18 protein-coding genes and 1 other RNA gene are annotated in these 25,753 nt (G+C 30.5%); 13 read left to right on the top strand and 6 right to left on the bottom strand.

Annotated elements, in window-relative coordinates; all coding sequences use genetic code 11:
* Positions 1-18 precede the first annotated feature (18 nt).
* From K7H06_RS10195 to K7H06_RS10185, 3 genes are read right to left on the bottom strand one after another with little or no spacing between them, the layout of a single operon-like run.
* A complete protein-coding gene (locus K7H06_RS10195; RefSeq protein WP_223039758.1) occupies positions 19-1,065 on the bottom strand; it encodes a flavodoxin family protein in 1,047 nt (348 codons plus the stop codon).
* Positions 1,062-2,303: a lactate/malate family dehydrogenase gene (locus tag K7H06_RS10190; protein ID WP_223039757.1), complete on the bottom strand. Its 1,242-nt coding sequence runs from the start codon at positions 2,301-2,303 to the stop codon at positions 1,062-1,064. Before K7H06_RS10190 ends, K7H06_RS10195 begins: the two co-directional genes overlap by 4 nt.
* A gap of 11 nt (positions 2,304-2,314) precedes the next feature.
* On the bottom strand, positions 2,315-7,231 hold the full coding sequence (locus tag K7H06_RS10185) for a nucleotidyl transferase family protein (protein ID WP_223039756.1): 4,917 nt from the start codon (positions 7,229-7,231) through the stop codon (positions 2,315-2,317).
* Positions 7,232-7,372: 141 nt separating this feature from the next.
* Here K7H06_RS10185 and K7H06_RS10180 point away from each other — a divergent pair, with 141 nt between their 5' ends.
* The 6 genes from K7H06_RS10180 (at position 7,373) to ssrS (ending at position 13,122) form a co-directional block, all read left to right on the top strand.
* On the top strand, positions 7,373-8,434 hold the full coding sequence (locus tag K7H06_RS10180) for a 4Fe-4S dicluster domain-containing protein (protein WP_223039755.1): 1,062 nt from the start codon (positions 7,373-7,375) through the stop codon (positions 8,432-8,434).
* Between the two features lie 76 nt (positions 8,435-8,510).
* Entirely contained in the window at positions 8,511-9,551 is a 1,041-nt protein-coding gene (locus tag K7H06_RS10175; protein WP_223039754.1) for a nucleoid-associated protein, read from the top strand.
* A gap of 13 nt (positions 9,552-9,564) precedes the next feature.
* Positions 9,565-10,011 carry a hypothetical protein gene (locus tag K7H06_RS10170; RefSeq protein ID WP_223039753.1) on the top strand — a complete coding sequence of 149 codons (447 nt, stop codon included), beginning with the start codon at positions 9,565-9,567 and terminating at the stop codon, positions 10,009-10,011.
* A 171-nt stretch (positions 10,012-10,182) separates the two neighbouring features.
* Positions 10,183-10,638: a GNAT family N-acetyltransferase gene (locus tag K7H06_RS10165; protein WP_223039752.1), complete on the top strand. Its 456-nt coding sequence runs from the start codon at positions 10,183-10,185 to the stop codon at positions 10,636-10,638.
* Between the two features lie 428 nt (positions 10,639-11,066).
* Positions 11,067-12,833, top strand: coding sequence for an ATP-dependent metallopeptidase FtsH/Yme1/Tma family protein (locus K7H06_RS10160; protein ID WP_223039751.1), 1,767 nt, complete (start codon positions 11,067-11,069; stop codon positions 12,831-12,833).
* Positions 12,834-12,944: 111 nt separating this feature from the next.
* Positions 12,945-13,122: non-coding RNA, 6S RNA (ssrS, locus tag K7H06_RS10155), on the top strand.
* 26 nt (positions 13,123-13,148) lie between these two features.
* Here ssrS and spoVB read toward each other — a convergent pair.
* The gene (spoVB, locus tag K7H06_RS10150) at positions 13,149-14,696 is read right to left on the bottom strand and encodes a stage V sporulation protein B (protein WP_223039750.1); all 1,548 of its coding nucleotides are present in this window, start codon (positions 14,694-14,696) and stop codon (positions 13,149-13,151) included.
* Between the two features lie 306 nt (positions 14,697-15,002).
* Between spoVB and K7H06_RS10145 the strand changes: the two genes are divergently transcribed.
* The 4 genes from K7H06_RS10145 to K7H06_RS10130 all read left to right on the top strand — a co-directional run bounded on the left by K7H06_RS10145 (position 15,003) and on the right by K7H06_RS10130 (position 20,364).
* Positions 15,003-15,968, top strand: coding sequence for a hypothetical protein (locus K7H06_RS10145; protein WP_223039749.1), 966 nt, complete (start codon positions 15,003-15,005; stop codon positions 15,966-15,968).
* A gap of 56 nt (positions 15,969-16,024) precedes the next feature.
* Entirely contained in the window at positions 16,025-16,732 is a 708-nt protein-coding gene (locus K7H06_RS10140) for a hypothetical protein (RefSeq protein WP_223039748.1), read from the top strand.
* 56 nt (positions 16,733-16,788) lie between these two features.
* The gene (locus K7H06_RS10135) at positions 16,789-18,663 is read left to right on the top strand and encodes a hypothetical protein (protein WP_223039747.1); all 1,875 of its coding nucleotides are present in this window, start codon (positions 16,789-16,791) and stop codon (positions 18,661-18,663) included.
* A gap of 66 nt (positions 18,664-18,729) precedes the next feature.
* Positions 18,730-20,364 (top strand): S-layer homology domain-containing protein, encoded by a 1,635-nt coding sequence (locus tag K7H06_RS10130; RefSeq protein WP_223039746.1) that lies wholly within the window; start codon positions 18,730-18,732, stop codon positions 20,362-20,364.
* Between the two features lie 231 nt (positions 20,365-20,595).
* On the opposite strand, the gene K7H06_RS10125 is transcribed toward K7H06_RS10130, so the two are convergent.
* Positions 20,596-22,377 (bottom strand): methyl-accepting chemotaxis protein, encoded by a 1,782-nt coding sequence (locus K7H06_RS10125; protein ID WP_223039745.1) that lies wholly within the window; start codon positions 22,375-22,377, stop codon positions 20,596-20,598.
* 190 nt (positions 22,378-22,567) lie between these two features.
* On the opposite strand from K7H06_RS10125, the gene K7H06_RS10120 reads away from it, so the two are divergent.
* Positions 22,568-23,134, top strand: coding sequence for a 2'-5' RNA ligase family protein (locus K7H06_RS10120; protein ID WP_223039744.1), 567 nt, complete (start codon positions 22,568-22,570; stop codon positions 23,132-23,134).
* 91 nt (positions 23,135-23,225) lie between these two features.
* A complete protein-coding gene (locus K7H06_RS10115) occupies positions 23,226-23,468 on the top strand; it encodes a hypothetical protein (RefSeq protein WP_223039743.1) in 243 nt (80 codons plus the stop codon).
* Between the two features lie 15 nt (positions 23,469-23,483).
* Here the strand turns inward: K7H06_RS10115 and K7H06_RS10110 are convergent, their stop codons facing one another.
* Positions 23,484-24,278, bottom strand: a complete 795-nt coding sequence (locus tag K7H06_RS10110) for a histidinol-phosphatase HisJ family protein (protein ID WP_223039742.1) — start codon at positions 24,276-24,278, stop codon at positions 23,484-23,486.
* A gap of 179 nt (positions 24,279-24,457) precedes the next feature.
* On the opposite strand from K7H06_RS10110, the gene hisZ reads away from it, so the two are divergent.
* Entirely contained in the window at positions 24,458-25,750 is a 1,293-nt protein-coding gene (gene hisZ / locus K7H06_RS10105; protein WP_223039741.1) for an ATP phosphoribosyltransferase regulatory subunit, read from the top strand.
* The last annotated feature ends 3 nt before the right edge of the window (positions 25,751-25,753 follow it).

Genomic DNA, 25,753 nt, shown 5'->3' with positions numbered 1-25,753 from the left:
ATTTTGTGGCAGTCTTTGTTATCCTTTGATTTCACGTAAAACATTTTGAGAGAAAGTTTTTGCCTTTTCTTCAATTTCTGGTAGGTATTGTACCGTTTTAGGATCATTTGCTGTAGCCATCAAAGTGAAATAGGGTGGAAGTCTAAAACCCTTATTGATATTTAAAGCATCAATGAGTTGCTTAGCAACGGAATCACTACCAGAATTTCCAGACACAATCACTGAAAAAAGTGATTTATTATAAAGCGGTGTTTTTCTATAAAGAGACGTTAATCGATTAATAACTGCCATAAGATTTGCAGATACAGCGTCATTGTAATTTGGACATAGCCATATAATTCCATCTGCTTCTTCGATGGAAGGTAATACTTCTTCCACCATAAAACCTCCATAAAAACAGCTACTTTGTTTACTATAATGTAAACAAGTTTTAAAAGAACAACCCATGCAGTCTTTCACTGTGCCATTTTCAACATGAAGTTCTTTAACCTCGTAAGAGGCAAGGTGTTTTTTTACCATACTCCAAAGCATAAGGGTGTTAGATGTTTTATAGGAACTAGAATGCAATGCTAAAATTTTAGGCTTATGAATGAATATAGGATGATCAGTGATTAATCGATCAACTAACCTTTTACATAGTTTATGACAAATTGCTTCTAAGGATAAGTTATAAGTTTTTTGCCATGTTTTAAAGTTATTAAAATTTCCTGTTACTTCAATCATGGGGTGTCCCATAAAACGACACCCTAATTGATTGGCTAAGAATATAATGTTTCGTGCTGTGCTTTTTGTATGTAGTTCATTAGGGCTGTGAATGATCATTGCAGCAGATGCACCTAAAAGGGCATCGCCTCCTTTGTGATATAGATTTAAAAGCATTTCAAAAAAAGAATGATTGTGACCTAATTCATTAAGCTCCACAATAAAGAGTATTTTTTTGTTTTTTAAATTAGGGAGGTCATCAGGTGTTTTTATGATGACGGTGTTAATATGGCTTATTGAAGCTTTAAGGATCTTAGAAAGTTCAGTAGATATTTCCCCGGGAATAATCACATGTAGCTTCATAGGAAGCTCCTTAAAAGGTTATAGGTGTTTTCTAATTCATTTACTAGACTGCTTGGTAAATCTAACTTTTCTACTTCTATTCCCGTAGGAGTATTTCTATTTTTAGCACCCATAAATACACCTCCCATGAAAGTTGCACTATAATGCCAATCTCCCATGATTGTGGCAAGGATGGACAGACTTCCAGAAGATATAGCTGGTGCAATATAGGGTTTAAATCCAGTAGATCGAACCTTTAAATTTGCAGTTTTAGCTTTTTCTGTAAGTTGTTTAGACAATTCTTCATTATAGTTTTGAATGCTATCAGCAATAATAAGTCCTTCTCCATGAGGGCCAAAGGCTCTTCCTTCTTTTAAGTAATGTTTTAACAAAGGATCTTTATTTGCATAATAAGCAGCACGAGCATTCATGACACCAAGACCATACCCCCTTATTTGATCAGCAGCTAATCCTTTAAAGTCATAATGATGATCATCATTTTTATTGCTTTCTAAAAAAGCTGTTTTACATAATAAATCTACTGGGTCTGAAACAACTGCAAAAATTCCTTTAAAATTCTGTTCTCGAGCCATTTTTGCATAAGCTTTTACGATTTTCTTGTTTCCTTCAAATTGGGCAATTCGAACATCTTTTTTTTCTTTTCCAATAGGTGGAACGCCTACAGAAATACAGAAGATAAATAAATCACAATCAAAAATTTTATCTTCAGAGAGAATACATATTTTAGGATGTTTTTTTTCAGGACAAGGGGAAAGAATTTGATTGATTTCTAGTTCCCAACGTTTTGTGTGATTTTCATTTTTATCGTAAATACCGATTTCTGAAATTTTATCCCCTCCCAATAAACGAAGACCTGTTACAAGAGTTCCTCCTACATCTCCCATACCAGCAATGTGGATTTTCCAGTTGTTAGGTAAAGTATAATTTAAAGCATCTTTCCAAGTTGGATAAGCTGTGTTAATTGCTTGAACGTTTCCTTCATGGATTCGGGAGATGAACCAGTCAGGTAATGTTTTTTTTATTTCTGATTTTTGTAAAAGATCAATCCCCTCTCTTTCTAAAAATACAAGGGATGGATCTTTTACGGAAAAACTTCTACGAGAAATTTCAGGATTTTTTTCATGGAGTAAATAAATAGTTCCTTGTCTTGCTTTTGCTTTGTTTTCAGAGACTTCTTTCATTGTTTTATATTGTTTTTGAGAGATGAATATTTTGTTTTCTAATTCATAATAAAACATAAGCTTCCTCCTTATTCATTTAGTATAATTTTTTCAAGACGACTCAGCTGTTCTAAATCATTTTGTAAATAATGAGAGGGTCCAAAGTTTAAATCATACTGCATATTTTTACCATGGTCGGGACAGCGTGGAGATATAAATACTTCCCCTAAGGATGCGAGCGTTAATTTTCTTTCATGGAGATTGTGGTATTCATTTTCAATAACTGTAGAAATATCTATTGCATTTTGGATACAAATTTTTGAAAGTTCATACTGTGAATTTTTTGGAGCATCCTTAATAAATGTAGGAGAAGTGTATGGAAGTATTAAATTTATTGATGGTACTAAGTTTCGTTGAGGAGTACGACCACGCCATACCGTATCTCCTCCAAAAAATGGATACATGGCATTCTCATTAAACCATGCTTTCAATTTTGGAATATAGTAAGCACTATCTACTTGCCTTCCTTGTCTGTCCATTAACTCTTTTCCTCTGGCTGAGAGGATTCCTACAATTGTCTTTTTAACTTGAATATCTGCTTTATGAAGGAGTGGATGAATTACATTATTACGGTAGCCTTTATGAAGAATATCATCTACTAGAATAATGGGTCTATCAAAAGAACGAAGCATTTTAATTTGTGTTTTAAGATCTGTATAATGTGGAAACGGTCCTATTAAAAAATCCTTCATATGAGGTAAAAACAGTTTTTCGGTGTGTAAAGATTTGCTCACTGTGTTTGGAATAATGGTTCTATTGAGTATTGTACCAAAGGGTACACACATATTAGGCCCTAACTTACGAGGTGTTAGGGGGAGCATTGGTACATTGTTTTCTTCACAAATTTTTTTCACAAGGGTTTCATAAAGTACATCTCTATCAAAGGATAAAATAAGATTTCCAGGGTAGAGCTTTGTAATAGTTTTTTGAAGCTTTCTTCTTGACTTAAGGATGATTTCTAGTACTTTTTCATTGCTTTTAAATGGCTCTTTAATAATTGTTTCCATATCTAGATTTAATGTACAAGGAGAACTCATATTTACAACAAAAACAGGATTTTTCTCACGGCTAAAAGAAAGCTTTTGGAAACCTTGTATTTTCAATATTTTTTCTAAGGAAAAAGAGGGATACTCCTTTAACATATTATGAAATACGGCATATTCATAATCCTTAGATAAGCAAAAGGATAATGTTTCTGTAAGTAAAATTTGTTCGATTCTTTCTTTTTCTTTTGAAGGAAGTGCAAAGATACCATCGATGATGACAATTCTTCCTTGAGAATGTTTTCGAATATATTCAGAAACACTACTGTCCTCTAAATCGTGGAATAGATTGTTTAGTCTTACTCGATGATGAGCAGAAAATCCTATGATTTTTCCATGATTATTCATATCTCTTATGATTAACAATTTAGAAGAAGGCTTTTTGAAAAATTGAATAAATTTTTCATGTAAGCCTTCACCCTTATAAAAGGTAGCAGATAATTGGTTAATTAGATCTAGGTTTACATGACGAACAAAATCAATTTTTATAGACATACCTTGTATAAGGGTTTTGTATTGAGGTTCTCTGCGATAAAAACCATTTTCATAAATATATTTTTGTGCTAGAGGATCAACAATACTTGAAATATCCCGATTGTCATCTATATAGCTACGTAGTTGAATAGAACTAATTTCATCATATTGTGATGGAAGGGATAAAATGCTAACTTTCCCTTCAATTTTTTTCATAGCTGAAGTAAGGGAAAGGGTATCCTTTTTAATAGGGAAAGAACCATTTCTTTCAAATATAATGTGGGGGAAAGTATGGATAGAACCTATCTCCTTTGGTTTTTGGTAGCTTGTAGCATTTAAGATTACATCACTTCCCACAACAACATGTATTTCAGAATAAGGAAAATTCTTTTTTAACTCTTCTAGATCCTTGTGATTTCCAATATTGGTAGGGAAATCTTCTGGATATAGATAAATATTTAGTTCGTCTGCAATAGACATATTAACAATATTTTTACGAAGTAAATGAGGCAGTGTTTGTTTTGACCATGAAAATTCATCAATAGCAAGATATACCTCAAATCCAAGATTTCTTACGGATTTTGCAATTTGTTTATGACTTAAAGAAAATGGATCGAAAGTACCTGGGAAAAATGCGATTTTTTCAGGTACTGGAAGATCATAATCTCCCTTAAAGAATATATAGTCAGAAATAAACCTATATATATGATGTAGCGCTGCTGCATTGCCTAAAAACAATAATGTTTCTTCTTTGTTATTTGTTAACAAGGTAAGAATTTTTTTAGCAATCAATTGAAAAATGTTATTCTTTTCAGAAAAGCTTAGGTAGTTTGATCCAAATATTTCTTTACCAATAACAGAAAAAGCTACTTGTTTTACTCTAGAATTATAATGTACAAGACCATTTAACAAAATACCAAGCATTTTCATAAGGCGATTCTTAAAAGCTTCTTCATCCTCATGAAAGAGGAGTGCATATTTTGGATAATTGGCAATAGCAATACCAAGGGTTTTTAAAAGCAATGAGCTAAGAATTGCACTAGATTGTTTGATTTTTTCAATTAAATCATCAATCAATTCATCTAATTCTACTGGCTGAAGCATTAAGATCAATTGACCTAAAAATGGAGGAATGTACTCTGTAAACTGATATCCATCTAATTCAAGGGCGCTTAATAGCTCAACTGCTACTTCGTTTCTTTGTTCAAAGGATAAATAATGGGCGATTTCTAAAATAGCTCCACCAGCACGAGTTTTGATTCCATCAGATGCACTGATTTTTAGCAGATTACAAAAATGAAGGGCTGTTTGGAGCCCATGATTTTTAGGATTGCTAAGGGCTTGTTCTAATAATACTTCTATTTGAACTTTTTTGATAATATGTTCTGTAGCAGTCTTTAAGTTACTTAGAAACATGGAAGTTATTTTACTTTTATCTATTTCGAAGGAAGAGGCATATTGCATAAGTAAGGGCCTATTTAAACTGCTTGCAATTTTTATCTTTAAGAAATTTTCTGTTGTACAGTCTGATAAAAATGGCTCATTAGTAAGGATTGACGAAAGTTTATCTATTAATTCATGATTGCTACAAATATGAGAGATTAATTTATAAGTGGTTTCTAAAGCAGCAATTCTCAAAGACTCATTTTTATCTTTTAGCATTTTAAAAAGGAATTCAAAAAAATTTGTAAATCGTATAGAATCATGAATCATTGGAATATATTTTAATGCTTCAAGAAGATAAAAAGAAATATCCTGATTTTCGTAAGGTACTTTAGGATAATAGGTTAAAAGCAGGTTGGTATAAGCATCTGCTTGTGGAAGAAATATATTACTATGCTTTTTTTTGCTGTGCTTAAATAAAGAGGCAACCATAGTACTAAGACTATAACCAATCCATTTGCGATGCTTTGGAATGATTTTATGGCCAGGAAAAATAAAAAGCTTTAAATATTTTTCTAATAATTCAAGACTGGTTATATCTGGAGAAACCAAAGTTACATTTTCTGGAACTTCCTTTCGATAAACTTCATCAAACATAGCAATTAAAGCACCAATGAGTTCTGCACAGTGTTTTCTTATATCATCTTCTGGATGAAGTAAATTTTCATATAAAAAGTTTAAAGTAATGAGCTTTTGTTTTTGTGTTAAATAAGTAGAATATTCTTCGAAAATTCGTAGATATTCACGAAGATTTGTCCAGTTTTTTTCACTGCGTGCTAATTGTAATATAGCATCAAGAGCGTATTCGTTACGAAGTAAATACATAAGGTTGATATTATGATTAATGGAAAGGTATTTTACATGATCAATAATTTCTTTTCCCTTCATCAAAGCATAATGAGCTTTTTTTTCTTTATTTTCAATTGGAGAGACTACTAGCTCAGGAACTGCATTTACATTTATACCCAAATAAAGCATGTAATCCTCAAAATCTTTCAATTTTGCATATACACGGCGATATCTTTTTTCTTTTTCTACATTAACATTGTCAAGCTTTTCTAAGATGACTTTGAAACTTTCTGAAAGACTAAATATGTGCATAGAGAATTTCCCTGTGTCGTCGAGGTGGTTTTTAACACGGAAATCAGCATAAATTAATATAAGAGATTCTAGTGATAGATTTTCCAGTTCTAAATCCCATACAGAATGATTTAGGGCAATATGACGAATATAAACAATCTGTTGGTTTGAGAACCATAAATCTGTATAATAATAATGAAGGTAAGGCACTCTATGTTGTTCATCCTTAGTGCAACCATATTTACCAATATCATGGCCTGCTGTAGCACCAGAGACTCTTCCTAAATCTATAGGGAGACCGCGTAATTTTAGTTGACGTGCAATAAAAAGGGCTAGATAATGTACACCACATATATGATCAATGGTATTGTACCCTGCTACTTCATGATTTAATTTCATCATTTCATAAACATAATTATCTTGAAATGCAGTTAAGAATTGTTTATATTCTGCAGAATCTTCAAGATCATTGATTTCTTCTTCTGTCAAAAAAATCAAAGGGTATTGGCTTTGCAAAGTAGCATCATTTGCAAATTTTTGAAACTCTGACATGATTCTTAAAATTTCTAAATATAAATAGCATGAAGAATCAAGCTCCTTTTTAAGGGTGATTTCTACTGCATGAGGAAAGGACTTTTGTAGGGTAAATTGATAGATATAAAAAAGCCAATCTTTAGGAATATGATTTTTTGATAATTCGTTAAGTATATTTTTACATAAATTTAAAACAGCACTACAGCTATAGTTCTGATCATTTAATATACTCTTTAGATTTTCTAAAAAAGAAGAGTCTGTAAGGTGTTTTTTGATGAATACTCTATCTAATGATAATTTTTCTAACCATTTAAGATCTAATAATTTGATAGAAATTTTATCATATAATTGCATTACTGACGAGTTTTCCATAGAAGCCTCCTTAAAATTACATTGATTACTACGAATATTATATCGCAAAATAAAGAAATTTGTAATAATATAGATTATTTCTTATACAAAGAATCATGGGGGCTGTGAGATCAAGATAAAGAAAAATTGGAGGGAAAAAGAATGAAAAGAATTGACGAAAGAGACGTCATGTTTTCTCGGATGAATTATAAAAAAGGAACAAAAGAATATAGGGATTATTATGAAAGAAACCCTAATAAAAAAGAAATAGATGATGTATTAAGGGATATGCCTAATATAGGTGGAGAAGGAACAGCTACTTATGACCCTATTAATTCTCCTATTATGGATGCTTGTTTTAGATTCTTAGGAGATATAAAAAAATTATCAGAAGGAGAAATTAATAATAAGAAAGTAGATGAAATTGATCCAGTAACGATGACAAAAAAATTAAAGAGCCTTTCTAAGTATTATAATGCTCAACTAGTAGGCATTACTGAAATGAAAGAATATCATTATTATTCTCATAGAGGAAGAGAAACAAAAGATTATGGACAAAAAATAGAGAATTACCACAAATATGGAATTGTTTTTGCTGTTGAGATGGAGAAAGAAATGATCTTTCGAGCACCACAGATTGCTGAGTCTGTAGCGGTTACAAAAGGATATATACAAGCAGCTATTATTGGAATGGTTTTATCTTATTATATTCGTGAGTTAGGATATGATGCAAGAAATCATATGGATGGAAATTATCTAACGGTGCTTCCTCTTGTGGCAAGAGATGCGGGACTGGGTGATATTGGACGAAGTGGTCTTTTAGTTACAAAAGAGTTTGGATCTAGAGTAAGGTTAGGTGTAGTGACCACAGATTTACCCCTCATTTGTGATGAAAGGGATGAATTTGGTTTAGAAGAATTTTGTTCTGTATGTAATAGATGTGTAAGAACTTGTCCTGGAAAAGCAATCCCTTCTGGAGAAAAAAAAGAGATAGAAGGGACGAAACGTTGGCAGATTCAATCGGAAGAATGTTATAGAAGATGGAGGGCATTAGGAACAGATTGTGGTATTTGTCTTGCAAACTGTCCTTTTAGTGATGAGATTCCTAAAGAATTAATAGAAAATATAGGGAAGCCTTCAGTACGAGAAAAAATATTAAAAGAATATAATAAAAAGCACGGTATTCGTCCTATTATAAGAGAAAAACCAGATTGGTTAAAATGATTATATCTTTCAAGGTAAAGGCAACTATAGTATAATAAAAGTTGATGCTTATTATTATAACCAGAGGAGAGAAATTATGAGAAATACAGATGCTGTCATGATAAAAAAGGCAATTATTCATGTATTAGATAGAAATGGAGATGCTCCTATACTTACAGATTTTGAACAGGAAATCAATGAAGATATTCATGAATTTTTAGAAAAACATATTATCAAATCTTTACAGGATGAAGAAAATAGAAAAGGGAAATTTCGTGGAGGATTAAGTGTTGTAAAAGATGCAAGTAACAATATATTTCAAAATGAAGAAACTTTTGTAGAATCTTCAAAGGCTATTGCAGAACAATTATTTAAAGCCATGAAGAAAAATAACAACATTTCTTCGTCAGATCTAGTAATATGCTTATATACAGCAGGGGATCAAGATTATATTGGTGTATTAAAATTAGATTATAAAAAATCTTTTATCCATAATATTGAATTTGTTGATGACCAATTAAAAGTATCTATTATTCCTCAAAGCATTGGTCTTCCAGGACTTGGTCAAAGACTTCAAAAATGTGCTTTTATCAAAAAAATAGATGAAGATGATGAATATGATATGATTGTTTTAGATAAGCAAGTATATGGAAAAGATGAAGATGGTGAAATTGCGCAATTCTTTGTTCAGGATTTTTTAAACTGCCAAGTGTTAGTGGATAATAGGGATAAGACAAAGCTATTTAAAAGAGCTGCAGAGAAGTGGACAAGAAAAAATTTAAAGGAAGATATTGATAAAGCCCAAGAGGTGCGAGAAGAAATTATATCTTCTTTTAAAAACTGTGCAGAAGTAGATGTAGAAAAGTTTAGTCAAAATGTTTTTGGCAATGATGTAGAAGCACAAGATAATTTTATAAGTCATATGGACAATGAAGGATTGAAACTTGAAGCTTTTGAAATTGATAAGTCTTGGGTTGAGAAGAAAATGAAAAAAAGAGTTATGAAAACAGATACAGGGATGGAGATCAAAGGGGAATATGAAGATTTTGAAGATCGAATGAAATTTGAAATCTATAAAAATGGAGATGGAACTATCAATATCATGATAAAAAATGTAAGAAGTTTTCAAGAACGATAAGGAGGAGAAAGGAATGTTAAAATTTTTAAATATTTCTAAGCAAAATATTACGAGTATGAAAGGAATATCTGTAAATATGAATGCACAGTTTATTACAGATACTTCTCAAGCATGGATTTTTAGTAATACGAAAAAGGAAGAGGGTATTTGTGATGTGTATATTCATTATATATCTCCAGAAAACAATAAAAAAATGATGATGGAACAACCCTTATGGAGAGGATACATAGAAACAGAACTTCCAAATGAAGAAATGAAAGAAAAATTCTTTGAAAATATCTGTGAGCCAATGATTCATGTGATTATGAATATTAACAAAAATTATAAGCATTTATCAGAGGATTTATTTGGTTTTGTTTATGGAGTACTTAAAAAGAATAATCCTGATATAGAAGAGATTATTATTGATAGGTTTATTTATTCAGAGATGATAGAATCGGAAGATAGCAGTATAGAATAGATATATGAAATTTTTAAGAGTGCAGAAGAGCGCTCTTTTTTTATTGAAAAACAAACATTCTGAAAATTCATTCAAAAATGGTATAATAGAGGTAATTAAGAGATGAGAATGGGGGGATAAATCTATGGGGGGATAATATATAGTCAGAAGGGGATAGAAAAAAATTCGGTATTGAAAGAACCTACAGAAAATGAAATGATACTAAAGTTTTTATGTGAGTATTTAAATAATGATTTTGAAAAAATTATAGGGTTTAATCCAATGCTTCGAACCATAAAGAATATGGATCAAGAGGCGTATACTGTATATGTAAGTAATACAGAAAAAGGATTGGTTTTTACTTTCGGATGTGAACATGAAAAAGATGAAGGATTAGCTCAAAAAATAGAGGGGATTAGAAATATAAATTTACTAAAAGTTTTTTATATCAGGGTAGATCCCACTGGGTTAGGAATAGGCACAAAGATTTGGAAAAAATTTTTGAAAAGAGTAAAAGCGTTAGAGGGAGTTAAAACAATACGTTTATCAGCTACAAAGCCTAGAGCAATAAAGTTTTGGAGAAAATTAGGATTTGAAAAAGAAATAGAAAGTCATGGTAACTATGAAAAAATGATTTTTTATTTATAGAGAATATGATCTTTTATAGTATAAGGAAAAGTATGAAAATTCTTTGTTATGCGTAAAATAGTAGTAAAAGGAGGGGATCGATATAAAAGAAAGAAATCTTTCGAATAATAAAGATGCTTCTTATACCCTTGAAGATGTGAATACTTTAGAAGAAACACATGATCTATCAAATAATTATAGGCTAGTAAATTCATATATAGAGACATTGAAGAATACTATAAGAAACCATAAAAGCCAATAAAAATGGCTTTTCTTTTTGTATAATGAAAATTGCCTGCTATAAGGATGATCCTGATTATGTAAAAATAATGAAAAATTGTAATATAAATAATAAGATCAATGGGTTTAGTTTATGATCAAAATATGCTATAATATATTATGTAAACCACCCCCCGCTATGTACATAACAATTTAAAGGGGGTATTATTATGGGATTAAAGAAAAAAAACATAATCATTGTTATGATTGTTTTAATATTAGGGTTGCTTTCAAGTTTAGTTTATTTTAAGTTGTATGATAAAGAAGAAACTATAAATTTATCTTATAATCAATTTATAGAAAAAATGAAAGCAGGACAAGTAAAAACAGTTTATCTTGTAGATGATCCTAAATTAAAAGGAATCTTAAAAAATGGAATGAGTTTTGCAACAGATCATCCGAGAACAGAAAATTTTAAAGAAATTCTTTTAATCAATAATGTTGGGGTAGAAGAAAATAAAGGAAATCTCATGTTGACAAATATTATCAGTTTCATTGGATTTATTATAGCATTTGGAGCGATGGGTATATTTTTGTCTAGACAGTCTTCTAAACAAACATCAAGAGAATTTTCTAAAATGTCCAATATGGAAGCTGTGGATCAAGGAGATATAAAAGTAACTTTTGCAAATGTGGCAGGAAATCATGAAGCAAAGGAAAATATAATGGATTTAGTAGACTTTTTACGAAATCCAGAAAAGTATGCAAAATATGGAGCAAGAATTCCTAGAGGGGTAATTCTTTATGGACCTCCAGGAACAGGAAAAACACTTCTTGCAAAAGCATTGGCGGGAGAAGCAAATGTTCCATTTTTTGCTGTATCCGGTTCTGATTTTGTACAAATCTATGCAGGATTAGGTGCAGGAAGAATAAGAAGCTTATTTAAAAAAGCAAGAGAAAAGGGAAAATGTGTGATTTTCATTGATGAAATTGATGCACTAGGAAAGAAAAGAGATGGACTCAATGGAAATGATGAGACAGATAGAACATTAAATGCACTACTTACTGAAATGTCAGGTTTTCATGAAAATGAAGGAATTATTGTTATTGCAGCAACCAATAGGCTAGATACTCTTGATGAAGCACTTCTTCGTCCAGGTAGATTTGACAGACAAATTGAAGTGGGCCTACCTGATGTAAATGCAAGACATAAAATTTTAAAGCTTTATGGTAAAACAAAGCCTTTAGGAAAAAATATAGACTTAGAGAGAATAGCCCATGAGACAGTGTACTTTAGTGGGGCACAACTTGAAAACTTAATGAATGAATCAGCTATTTTGGCTGCGAAGGAAAGTGCAGAATATATAGATAAAGCACATATAGATAAAGCGTTCTATACGGTAATAGCAGGGGAAGAGAAGAAAGACAGAAGTACAATTTCAGAGAAAGATCGAGAGATTACGGCATACCATGAGGCAGGACATGCTCTAATGACTAAATTAATTGCTCCTCTTAATAAGGTAACGAAAGTTACCATTATCCCAAGCACAAAAGGTGCTGGTGGATTTAGCATGAACATACCACCAGATAGAATGTATAGAACGAAAAAAGATATGATTGATAATATAAAAATTGCATTAGCTGGTAGAGTAGCAGAAGAAATTATTTTTGGTGAAGAAAATATTACAACTGGTGCAAGTAATGATATAGAAAAAGCCACAGAAATTATTGTATCTATGATTAAAAAATTTGGAATGAATAAGAAGGTTGGTTTGTTAAATTATGATGTTCTTCAAGGAATAAGAGGAGCGGGAATTGATGCTGAAATTATTAAAGAAGCCAGAAGAGTGATGGAAGATTTATATCAGCAAACAAAAAATATGGTTTATACTCATATTGAACAGTTATCAATCCTTGCAAAAGAATTGCTCAAAAAAGAGACATTAAATGAGGAAGACATTGATCAACTAATAAAACAGTCCAAACTTTATAAGTAAGAAATTACTGCATATAATCAATAAAAAGCATCATAAATTCGTATAAACACATGAATCGAAGGTTGTCAAGCCTTTTCATTTGCAACATAATAAGGTATAATATATTTACAGTTGATCCTGGGGTGTGCGTTAAAGCCTGAAAATTCAACCTACAAAAGACATCCGGGAGTTCGTGTTCCTTTATAGATGAAAAGCCATCAATGAGTGGAATTCAGAAGTAAAGGATAGATCACCCACTTAGGTGAGTGGCGGGTGTGAATTTAAGGGTGGACGGCATTCTGGGCAAAAAATAAAGTCTTTCAATGAAAGACTTTTTTATTTTTTTGTAAAAATATATTTTATTGTTTCAAAGCTGATACTGCCAGATAGAATAATAATAGCTATATAACTTAAAAAACCAGTACTTATGCTAAAGGAAATACTAATGATTGATTGTAAATTTATATATATACATAGTTTATAGACGTAAATAACAACAAAAACCATGAAGACGGTTGCTATGAGAGGTTTTATTATATGATCTATTAATTTTATATTTAAATTCACATAATGGTTTAGACTTTTAAGATTAAGAATGCATATTAAAAAAGTAGATAATAAAAACCCCAATATAAATCCTTTCTCAGCAAACATTGGATTAGCAACTAAATAATAAGTACATAGAACCTGAATACTCATACCTATGAGATGATGAATGGTAGTGATTACTTGTTTACCCATTCCATGAAGTATGCCAGATACTGTGTGATGAAGACATAAAAACGCAGTTGAAAAGGCTAATAATGAAAGAAATGTTCCTACATCTGGTTGATTGTAGATAAACATACATATTGGATTTGCAAAAAAGAGAAATAATGCTGTTGTGGGTATGGCAACAAGCAAGGTGATGCGAATTGCAAGGTTTGATTTTTGGCGGATATCTTTCCAGTTTTTTAAGGCCATTTCTTGTGATACAGTCGGTATAATATTTACAACTAATGCAGAAGTCACAATGAAGGGTAGAAAGAGGATAGGCATGGCCATTCCTGCAAGCTTTCCAAAGGTAGCTATGGCTTCTTGTGGTGTGAAACCTGCTAATTGTAGTTTCTGAGGGATTAATACAGCATTGATGGATTGCATGATTACAGCAACGAGTCTTGTAATGGTAATAGGGATGGAAATGATGATGATTTTCTTCAAAATGGCTTTACTTTTCGTTTTTAAAACATGATAAGTTCGTCTTAAATGAAGTGCTTCAAGAATTTTGAATTTAAAAAGAAGCCACAAAAGTCCTATTAACTCTCCTACGGAAATGCCCATCACTGCAATCATGGAAGCATATTTTGTAGGTAAGGGAGAGACCATATACAAACTTCCAATTACAAATACAATTCTAAAAATTTGCTCTAAAATTTGAGATGTTCCAGGTGGTCCTACATCTTTAATACCATAATAATAGCCTCTAAAGATTGAAGATAATGTAATTAAAGGAATAGCAGGAGTTAAGGCTATGAGGCTAAAATAGGTATCTTTATTTCTTATGATATTTATGCTGATATATTTTGCATAAAAAAATAAAAAGATAGATAAAAGACTACTAACCAGTAAACCTAAAATAAGAGATAATCCTAGAATCTTATTACACCCTCTTTTGTTATGAAGAGACAAATTATAGGCTACAAGCTTGGATACTGCAACAGGAATACCAGCTGTGGTAAAGGTAATTAGGGTCATTAATATAGGAAATACTAAATGAAATAATCCAATTCCTTCTGCCCCAATGATTCGGGAAAGTATAATTTTATAAGCAAAACCTAAAAACCGTACAATAAAATTTACAATAATAAGAATGCAAGTTCCATATAGAAATGAATTTTTTTTCATGGAGGTCCCCTCTTTATATAGAAATTTACTTTAATAAATATTCCAATATAGATAGAGATATGCCTAAAGGATGTTATATTTCTGTTAAACAATTGAAGATCTCTTTTTACTTTATCGTAGTTCAAGAATTTTTTACTCAATGTTTTTATGAGAAGAACTATTAAATATTCTGAATAAATTGAATATTTATCAAAAATATATTATTATTAACATAATAGGAAAAAAGTACTAATTTTATATAGTGCTAAAAGAGGATGTTAAGGATTGTATGTGATGATGTATTAAAAAAAATTTTAGGAGGTTAATATGAAAAAAATAATTAGTTTATTACTCATTTTGATCCTTGGTTTAACAGTATCTGGTTGTTCAAAGGAAACAACTACTCAAAAAACAGAAGAAGAGTTAAAAGCAGAAATTAGAGCAGAGCTAGAAGCAGAAGCAAAGAAAAAAGAAAGTGCAAATGTTTCTAATGATGCTCAAGATCACAATAATGTGCAACAAGAAAAGGAATCAAAGCTTGATGAAGAAATAGCTGAAAATGAATTACGTAAATATGCAGCAAATACGGAATACTCTATAGATTTAAATAAAGATGGACAACTTGATAAAATAATATATGATAATGATTTCCAAGATATAGAATATATTACAGATATAAAAATAAATGGGAATAAATATGAGATTAATGATATTTACGCAGATATGGCTGAGGACAAATTTGGGATAATTGATATAGATACGAGTGATAATAGTGTAGAATTTGTATTGGGTGAACACGATACACCTGGAGTAAGATATTTGTATTTTTACAGATATGATGGAAGAGATTTCTATAGCTTGGGCTCTATAGTCATAACGGACCATTGTGCTGACGAAGAAGATAAATTAACTACAGATGGAAAGGGTGAATTTATTGTAGAAGCCTATTCACATATAATGGAAGCGGGTATTTATTATAAAAAATATATTATTGGAGAGACAGGTAATATAGAACTTGTACCTCAAAAAGGCATATATACTTATAAAACACCAATAACATCAAAAGTTAATGAAAAAATAAGAGTATACAAGGATAAAACAACAGAAGCATCTTATGTAGAAATTGTACCAGGTGAAGAGATGGTTATTTATGGGGAGATTGATAACTGGTTAAATATTAAATGGAAAGATCAAGAACTATGGATTAACGGCGATGAAGTAGAACTTAGTCCTCCAGACTACAGTGGAGAAGACTCTAAATTTCAATTTGATGGAATAAGATTTGAGAGTTAATTTATAAAAAAATAATAAGATATAGAATAAGGTAATTGAAAAATTAGGAGGTTAAGATGAAAAAAATAATTAGTTTATTACTCATTTTAATACTTGGGTTAGCAGTAGTTGGTTGTTCAAAGGAAACAGCTACTCAAAAAACAGAGGAAGAACTAAGAGAAGAAGTAAAGGAAGAGATGGAAGCAGAAGCTAAATTAAAAGAAAAATTAAAAAAAGAGATTATAGCTGAGATGGAAAAAGAGAAAAAAGAAGAAAATAATGTAGCATTGCCAAAAGAAGAGCCAATTCTTTTATCTGTAAAGATGACAAAAGATGAGATTGTGGAAAACTTAGGAAATAACTATACTATTGATACAATAGAGGATATGGATGGTTACTTGGATACTAGAATAAAGTATCCTGATATAATATTTACTTTTGAGTATATTCCAGAGAAATTACCTGGTGATGCATATCCTGCTTTCATTGAGATTCTTTCAAACAAATATCAATACAACGATGATATTAAAATAGGAAATCACGCATTAGATGCCATTAAATATTGTGAAAATAACTTTGAAAATGTTAAGAATATGCATAGTGCAAAGGAAGAAGAACTACCAGATTGGTTTATATATAAAGAAAAGAATAGTTCAGGTAAATGCATAGATACACAATATGTTCTATCTTTTACATATAATACTGGTGAGAGATATTTTAGTAAAGATGAGATTGGGAAAGATGTGATTATTGAAAGTATTCGATTCTTTAGTGAATATGATTAGTATTTTAAAAGGATTTGATTCAAATGAGATTTTAGATAAAGTGATAGGGGGATTTTATGAAGAAAGTAACGTTTTTTTTATTAGTCATAGCACTAATATCTAATATCTTTGTAGGCTGTTCAGGTAGTAAAGAAGCATCTACATCACAAAAAACAGAGGAAGAACTAAGAGAAGAAGTAAAGGCAGAGATGGAAGCAGAAGTTAAATTAAAAGAACAACTAAAGAAAGAGATTGAAGCTGAGATGGAAAAAGAAGAAAACTCAAATTCTATTCATGATGATATATATAATCAGTCTACCTTATTCGAATTTGTTAAAGATCAATTTAGATATGAAAATTATGATGAATTTGATGGTAATGTTGTAATCTATATTTTAGATGTTACTGGTAATGGAAGTGAGGAAGCTATTTTAGTAGATCAGGGTTCTAACGCTGTACCAATTGTATTTGTAACATTAGATAATGGGCATTATAAAATTTTACCTAGTGATTTACATTCGGGCAGATATGCTAGTGAGGTATGGTTGGATAGCGGATTTGTTATGTTAAAAACCAGACATGGTGGTTCTAGTGAACATCTTGATATGTTGAATATAGGTCATTATAATGGAAGCGAAGTTAAAGGGGTAGCACAATTTGATTTAAACTATGGTGCAGGTAGTCATGGTGTTATTTGGAAGGGAGATAGTACCATTAATTGTATTGATGGGTATAAAGAATTTGAATACAATTATAATTTATATATAAATAATGAAAATACCCAAGAAAATAAGCATACTCAAGACATTAGAAAACATTATAAATTCGATAGTGAAAAAGAAGCGTTTATCATTACAGAATTACCAGGTGGATTTGATCATTTAAATAATAATTTTGATAACATAAAAAATGAACCTTCAAAAATCAATGATACGGATAATGCTGTTGCTGTAAAAGATGATTTAAGTCAAGGGTATGTTGATTATGTAGAAAACAATAATTTAAATATACAATATAATAATACAGGCAATAAGGTAGAAATACTTGAAAGTGGTAAAAAATATGAATGTTATCATAATCATAATTCAGATAAAACATTTGCTCCAATATTTTCTAATGTTACATACTGTGATCAATCAAAAGATGGATCTAAAATTTATTTTACTACTGATTCAAGTAATAAAGGGATGTATCAAGTTTATATGTATGATGTATATACTTCAAGATTGCAGTTTATAACGAATCATTATAGTGAAGAACCTTTTACATTAATCAAAACAGATCCTTATATAGACTACATCATTGTAGAGCTTGGACAAAAGACTCTAGTAAAAAATAATGGGGAACAGGTATGTAAATTAGGGAAAGAGATTAAAGAAGATTTAGTAGCTCAAATAACAAATGCAATTGAAGCTCAGAAGAATAAAGATAATGATAAAAATGATCAACATACTGCTAAATCTAACGATAATACCGATGATAAGGTCTCTTCAGTTGATAGGAGTGATAAAGGCTATATAAATGAAGAAGTTCATGGCAAATATATTGATTATGATAAGTTTAGAAATGTAATTTTTCCATGGAGATATGATGGGTTAAATGCAAATAAACTTGCAAGCAAAAAATATTGTGCTGGTGGAGAAGGGACTAAAACCTATTTTACAATAATAGGAGAAGTAGAAAATCTTACGGCCATAAGAACTTTTTCAAACCCTTTCACAGGTCCAGAAGGACCACCTAAACCTCAGATAACATTATTAGGTGATGGAAGTTTTAAAGATGTGATCATAGAGATTGAATATGGAAGCAGATATGGAATAGAAGGTTCTTCTGGTGTTCGTTTAGAATGTGATATTAGATATCCTAATGGACAGCTTGAACATGTGAGAATATATCAAGGGTTAGGAGAGAAGATAGAACCAATGCTATACAGAAACGAGTTAGGTTTTTAGAATACATTACATTATCTATTAAAAATATATAATATAATGGTAAATAATTTGAAAAAGGAGGATTTTATGAAAAAGAGAACATTATGTTTGATGGTTACACTTATGCTTTTAATGGGTAGTTTTACTTCCTTTGCTATTACAAAAGAAGAAGCACAAGGCTGGTATTATGGAAATGCGAGCGCTTGGGCATATGAGGAGTTAATAGATGCGGTAACAAATGGTATTGTGTTAGACCCGGCTCTTTTAGAGGATTGCAAAAAAAATATAACAAGACAAGAATTTGCAAAATTGGCTGTAAATCTTTACAAAGCAACAAAGAAGAACAATCCTATACCAGCACCTACATCTACCTTTACTGATACGAAAGACCCATCTGTAAGAATAGCTTATAAGCTTGGCATAATCAATGGTGTAGGAGGAGGTAAATTTGCACCTAATAACCCTATTACAAGGGAGCAAATGGGCGCGATGATCCTCAATGCAGTGAAGGCACTTGGTGTAAAGTATGAAAAAGGTGATGGAATTCTTGTTATGACAGATAAGGCAGATGTGTCTTCGTGGGCCATTAATGGTGTTGACTTTGTTTATGAAAGTGGCCTTATGAGAGGGGATGGCATCAAATTTAACCCTAAGAGTACTACGCCAATAGAGCAAGCTGTTGCAATTACCAATAGAGTTTATAAAAAGTATGCAGGTTCAGTAACTGTTGCAAAAAATGATTATAGAAAAGGCTATAAAACAGTTATAGAGAATGATGGACTTTATGTGAAGTTTAATAATACAGGCAATAAGGAGCCTATTGTAAAGTATGGGGAAGAATTTAAAACAACAAATAACTTTAGAATGGAATTATCTAAGGTAAGTGATGTTCAGATCACTATGGATTATAGAAAGGTTTATTTTTTAGATGAAGATGGTAGACTTTTCTCCTATGATGTTAAAAAGGATAGCTACTATAATTACATAGATGAGTTAGGGTTTATTAGTGGATATGCACTTGTAGAGAAAGGAAAGTATGAAGGATATTATCTTGTAAGACCAAAGGGTGATTCAGGAGCTATTGCCTATGATACCAACCTTGAAAAGGTAGGGCAGGTATATACACTAGATCCTTATACAGTAGAGGGCTATATAGAAGCAGCATATAATTTTAGTTTCGATATAGAAGAAGAAAAACATTATACAATGAAAAAATATGGAGGGCGCTGGAACAAAGGGAAAACTCTTAATATGACTATAGATAATCGTAGCGATGGACCAATAGCTTTAGTAGCAAATAAATTTGAGAATCCTATTGTTTATAGATCATCAGGAATATATGAAACAACTATGAAGTTTAATAACGAAGAACATAGTAATGCGGGTATTGTTTTTAATGTAACAAGAGCGAATGTTGGGAATGATCAATACACAGGTTATTATGTAGGACTAAGTCCTAAAAACGATACTGTTTTAGTCGGATGGTCTAATTATAAGTGGAATATGCTCAAAGAGGTTAAATTGGGTTTTGATGTAAAAAAAGGAAGAAATTATAATATACGTGTAGAAAAAATCGGAGGCCACATAGACGTCTACGTAGAAGGGAAAAAATATATATCTGTTAGAAATGAATTACTAGATGTAGATGGATATATAGGCGTTAGGGGTTGGAATGCGGATGTAGATTATGTGTCATTTAGTGCTGAAAAGGTGCCTTTCTAATTTTAAAAGGGAGTAATGTTTTACTTTGGTGTTAATACAATAAAAATGCCTTCTCAAAATTAAAATGTACCCTATAGAGTAGACAAAAAAAGTCTACCCTATAGGGTATTTTATGTATAAATGAAAACCACCTATTATGCCGCTAAAATAAGAGATAATCCTAGAATTTTATTATAGCCTCTCTTGTTATGAAGAGACAAAAATAAAAAAGTCTAAGAGGTTGCTTAGACTTTATAGTTTCTTCACAGTTCTATAGATGTTTTCAATGTTTTTCTTTTGTTCATCAATGAGCTCAAATTGATGATGGATACCATTCAGAGAAGTTTTTGTCGTATCTGTAATTTTTATTAATGTGTTCCCGAAATCTTGAATAGAAGATAAAAAAGATTGTATTTTAGCGGCAATATTATGAGAATATATTTTTATTTGTTCAGCTTTACTATTTGTTGTAGATGAATTATTGGATACTAAAAGTGTAAGATTTTTAATATTTTCTATATCATGAATAATAGATAAAAATATATTACTTATTGTATCAAAGGTTGTGATAATTTCTTTTGTCCCTTCTATGGAAACAGAAGCTTCATGAGTACTTTTTCGCAATGTACTAATGGTGGAAGTGCTAAACTCAATTAATTCATTAATAATATTTTTAATTTGCAAGGTGTTTTGAGAAGATTGGTTGGCTAATTCTCTTATTTCCTCGGCAACAATGGTAAATCCTCTTCCGAATTCTCCTGCATGGGCAGCTTCAATAGAAGCATTAATAGCTAGCAAATTTGTTTTTTTTGAAATATTTGTGATGCTTGTTAAGATACTTTGAATATTATTGATTTTATCTGATAGGATGAATACTTCATCTGAAGCATGTGTAATTTGTAATAAATTTTTATTAAGGTTGTCAATAATATGGTGAATATGTTTAACATCATCTTTTAGCTTATTGTCAAAACTGTAAATAGTATTTTGTGTTTGGTTAACAAATTCAATCATAGAATGAGAAGAATAGGTTAATTCTTGATTGAGCTGGCTTACATGGGAAATACCATTGCTTACTTCATCTACACAAGCGCCAATCTCATCTGATTCTGAGAGAAAAAAATTAATATGATTGGATGTAGAAAGTAGATGTTCACTTGAATGAGAAGCATCCCCCTTTAGATTGTTTGATATTTCTAGTACCTCATCTGTTTCTGTAACTAACTTTTTTGTCAATTGGTGGAGAATATGCCTAAAGGATTTTACATTTGTAGTAATTGAAATTACAAAATATAAGGATAGAGCTACGGATATTAAACCCATAAGAATAGATACACGTGAGTAAATATTGTTTTGTTGATGGATATCCTGAATAATTGGTTTTGTATATTGTATAGTATCCGTATTGATTTTATTAGCCACATGATCCATTTTTTTTAGGCGGTCTAAAGATAAGAGAACATGCATATCTTTTGTAGCTTCAAATGCGTCTAGGAAGGTAGTAGGAAGTTGATTTGTATATTCTTCAAGTCTCTTGCAAATATCTTGGAAAGATTCAATTTCTTTTAAGATATGATTTCTTATTATACTATCCTTATGTTCATTGAAAGATAAAAGGAAAGCTTTATTTGTTGTATCAATTTCCTGAAGTTTCTTTTTTACATCGTTAATAGAATTATTTCCAGTAAGATATCTTTGAAATAGGATATTTGTTTGTAACGTATAAACTTGAAGTTTAGAAGAAAGCATAAGCTGATGATGAATAAGATTTTCTATTTTTGTTAGATTACTACTAGTAATATGTAGAGAAAAATTTGTGATGATGGAAACAAATAAAATCAATAGAATTAAAGAAATAAAAGCTCTAAAAATTTTTTTATGGATAGGACTTTTTTCATAAGAAATGAAAAAATGCTTTATAGATGATAAATTTACTTTTCTTAAAAAGAGCTTCCTATTTAAAATTTTTCTGTTGTTTATAAGCTTTCTGAAGTTTATTTTCATTTTAATTTCTGACTTAAGTTTTTTGATCATATGAATATCCCCCTACAAAATGAATTTTTTCCCAAGACCATTGTAGGGGTATTTGATTAATGGAAAGTTATAGTCCTGTTAAATTTCTGTTAAATAATTATTTTTAGCTATTACAAAAATAATGTTTAAACCGTATAGTTTTGTTGTATTATTAAATATAGATAAAATTTTACTACATTGGAGGACATATATGGAAAATATGATTTTTTTAGTGACTATTCCAAAGGGACCTTTATATCACTGCTGTAGAAAAATACAAGAATCTCTTTGGAAAGAATATAATTTAGGAATAGATAGGCTACCTGAAATTCACTTAACCATAGATGCATTTTATTATGAAGATTTAAATGAATTAGAAAAAATAAAAAATGAACTACATAAAGTAATAGCTAAAATATCTCCATTTGAAATTAGATCCAGTGGATTTGGTTATATTCCCCATCCTCATAATTGTATAACTCTTCATATTGTAAAAACAAAGGAATTAAAAAATGTATATACTTTTATTCATAATGAAATGAAAGAAAAAGGATTTCGGTTGAGAGATTTTAGCCCTGAAGAAATAGTATTTCATATTACCTTAGCAGGAATACATGGAAGAGCGTGGAGTGAAGAAGAAAGTTTAGAAGCCTTTCGTAAAATGAGAGATTTTAAATTAACTGAGATGGCTTTTGTTGATGAATTAGAGCTGTGGCATCCAGAGTTAGATCCTGAAAAAAAACTGATTTCTAGAGTAATGCTAGGAGCAAAAGAATAAAGAATTATAAAAAGGAAATATTTTTCTTCATGTATGAATTTTTGTGAGAGACAGACACTAAATGTAAAGAAAATGAATGGAGGAAAAATATATGGAATACGTTTGCCCTATCTGCAATGGAATGGCTACATATTTGTTAAGATGTCCCCATTGTGGCAAACAGATGGAAAATAGAGGAACCGTTGTGGAATTTTTAGATGATTATAGTCCTTATTTGGCTATGGATATTACCCAATTAGTTGATGGTGCAGCCCATGATCAATGTGTACACTTATTTTACTGCGAAGAATGCAAATATGATAAAAGAGTATCAATTCAAAGGATAAAAATGTAGGATGCTAAAAGCATCCTATATTTTTTTAAAAGTATGTTGTCTGTTTTCAAAGATAGTAATATATTTAAAACCTATTTCTCTAAGCAAATCATAAGTATCATTAAATTTACAAGCTAATTGCTCGGGGGTATGGGCATCAGAACCCACTGTAATTATTTCTCCTCCTAAGGATTTGTAAAAGGATAATAGTTCTTTGCAAGGAACCGTCTCTCCTAAACCATATCGAAACCCTGAAGTGTTTACTTCAATACCTTTTCCAGTATAGATGAGTGTTCTAAAAATTTCTTCTATAATATCAAAATAATTTTTGATATCTTGAATTTCTACATGATGATGATATCTTTTTAAAAGATTCATATGTCCTAATACATTAAAATTTTTAAAGCTTTTTGTACATATTAGTAGTTCATTAAAATACTGCGTATAAGCTTCCTTTGGGGTTTTCCCTACAAAAAAATCTCCTACATGAATATCTTTTTTATCTGCCGTATGGATAGAAGAGATGATAAAATCAAATTTTTCCTTCATCACCAATTCATCACACTTTTTTACAATGTGGGGCTGAATACCAATTTCAACTCCTCGTAATATTTTTATGTTTTTTTTGTATTTTTCTACCAAATTATTGATATGGGCCATATAGGAAGGGATATCAAATTCAAAATTGATAGATGAATCTTGATAATCATAATCTATATGATCTGTAAAGCAAATTTCCTTTAAACCAATACTTATGGCTTTTTGTATCATTTCTTCCATATTTACATCACAGTCTGTTGAAAAATGACTATGAACATGATAGTCATACATATTTTTTTGCTCCTCTCCTTTAAAAGATTATCCTTATTGTAATCTAATAAAATTGTTAGGTCAAATTGTTTTAGAAAAAATAAATAAATTACTTGACTTTGTGAGATAAGCATATTAGAATGTTAATATGATTTAGCACGATAAAGCGATAAATTAATAAAGTAGAAGGTGGTGGGGAGATGGAACGAGTTAATCATTTCATTCCAGAAGGTGTGGAGGATATCCATTGCAATGTATATGAAATCAAAGAAAATACAATTACCAATATAAAAAGTATATTTAAAAGTTTTGGTTATAGACAGATTTTAACGCCAACCTTTGAATATTATGATTTGTTTTCAGAAATTGAAGGAACTATACACAAAGATGAGATGTTTAAATTTATAGATGGAAACGGAAAAATATTGGTTTTACGACCAGATGTAACAACACCTATTGCAAGAATGGTAGCCACAAATTATAAATCATGTACTGGATATTTAAAGTTTTCTTATGCTACTAATATTTTTAGAATCCATGATGAACAAAATGGGAAAAAAAGAGAATTTACACAAGCAGGAATTGAATATTTAGGAAATGATCAACCGGATTCAGATGCTGAAGTTGTAGCATTGGCTATAAAAAGTCTTATCAATTGTGGGTTGCAGGACTTTCAAATTGATTTAGGGCAAGCAAGATATTTTAAAGGGTTAATCAAAGAAAGTGGTATAGCTGAAAAAATACAAGGACAAATTCGAAGTTTTATAGAGGAAAAAAACTTTGCAGCGTTACAGACTATTTTAGGTGAGTTGAATATTGATGAATTTTTCAAAAATGCGTTACTCGAAATTCCTTATTTGTATGGAAGACCTGAAGAAACTATCAAAGAAGCAGAAAAGTTTGTCTGCAATGAAGAAATGAAAACATCATTAAATAATTTAAAGGATGTATATAGCATCTTAAAGGATTATGGTTATGAAAAATATCTTTCTATTGATTTTGGAATGATTCACCATATTGATTATTATACAGGTGTGATCTTTAAAGGATATGTGAATCATTATGGAAGAACAGTTTTAAGTGGCGGAAGATATGATCATCTTACAAAACAATATGGTTGTTATATGCCTGCTACAGGCTTTGGATTAAATATTGATGCACTTTTGGAGGTGTTTGGTATGTATAAAATGAATAAAGATTTTGCATGTAGTACAGATTATCTGATTTTATATGAAAAGGATAATCGTAAAAATGGACTGCAAATAGCAGAACAATTAAGAGAAAAAGGCTTTATTGTGGAGTCGGATCTTTGTGAAAAAAACATCAAAAACCATATTATAAACGCAAATGATAGAAACATAAAGGAAATTGTACAGATTTGTGGAGAAAATCTAAAAAGGATTGATCTAAGAAACAATAAAGTATACAAAAACACAGTTTCACAATTTTTTAAAGGATTAAAGAATTTAGAAATATTTGCGTCTATTCACTAGGGA

This window comes from Crassaminicella profunda, from assembly GCF_019884785.1.
Taxonomy (GTDB): Bacteria; Bacillota; Clostridia; order Peptostreptococcales; family Thermotaleaceae; genus Crassaminicella; species Crassaminicella profunda.
Note: the sequence above shows the minus strand (reverse complement) of the source record. Positions and strands in the feature narration are given on the sequence as shown.

Coding starts and splice junctions, on each gene's coding strand:
- K7H06_RS10195 (WP_223039758.1), bottom strand. CDS start 1,065: ATGAAGCTACATGTGATTATTCCCGGGGAAATATCTACTGAACTTTCT.
- K7H06_RS10190 (WP_223039757.1), bottom strand. CDS start 2,303: ATGTTTTATTATGAATTAGAAAACAAAATATTCATCTCTCAAAAACAA.
- K7H06_RS10185 (WP_223039756.1), bottom strand. CDS start 7,231: ATGGAAAACTCGTCAGTAATGCAATTATATGATAAAATTTCTATCAAA.
- K7H06_RS10180 (WP_223039755.1), top strand. CDS start 7,373: ATGAAAAGAATTGACGAAAGAGACGTCATGTTTTCTCGGATGAATTAT.
- K7H06_RS10175 (WP_223039754.1), top strand. CDS start 8,511: ATGAGAAATACAGATGCTGTCATGATAAAAAAGGCAATTATTCATGTA.
- K7H06_RS10170 (WP_223039753.1), top strand. CDS start 9,565: ATGTTAAAATTTTTAAATATTTCTAAGCAAAATATTACGAGTATGAAA.
- K7H06_RS10160 (WP_223039751.1), top strand. CDS start 11,067: ATGGGATTAAAGAAAAAAAACATAATCATTGTTATGATTGTTTTAATA.
- spoVB (WP_223039750.1), bottom strand. CDS start 14,696: ATGAAAAAAAATTCATTTCTATATGGAACTTGCATTCTTATTATTGTA.
- K7H06_RS10145 (WP_223039749.1), top strand. CDS start 15,003: ATGAAAAAAATAATTAGTTTATTACTCATTTTGATCCTTGGTTTAACA.
- K7H06_RS10140 (WP_223039748.1), top strand. CDS start 16,025: ATGAAAAAAATAATTAGTTTATTACTCATTTTAATACTTGGGTTAGCA.
- K7H06_RS10135 (WP_223039747.1), top strand. CDS start 16,789: ATGAAGAAAGTAACGTTTTTTTTATTAGTCATAGCACTAATATCTAAT.
- K7H06_RS10130 (WP_223039746.1), top strand. CDS start 18,730: ATGAAAAAGAGAACATTATGTTTGATGGTTACACTTATGCTTTTAATG.
- K7H06_RS10125 (WP_223039745.1), bottom strand. CDS start 22,377: ATGATCAAAAAACTTAAGTCAGAAATTAAAATGAAAATAAACTTCAGA.
- K7H06_RS10120 (WP_223039744.1), top strand. CDS start 22,568: ATGGAAAATATGATTTTTTTAGTGACTATTCCAAAGGGACCTTTATAT.
- K7H06_RS10115 (WP_223039743.1), top strand. CDS start 23,226: ATGGAATACGTTTGCCCTATCTGCAATGGAATGGCTACATATTTGTTA.
- K7H06_RS10110 (WP_223039742.1), bottom strand. CDS start 24,278: ATGTATGACTATCATGTTCATAGTCATTTTTCAACAGACTGTGATGTA.
- hisZ (WP_223039741.1), top strand. CDS start 24,458: ATGGAACGAGTTAATCATTTCATTCCAGAAGGTGTGGAGGATATCCAT.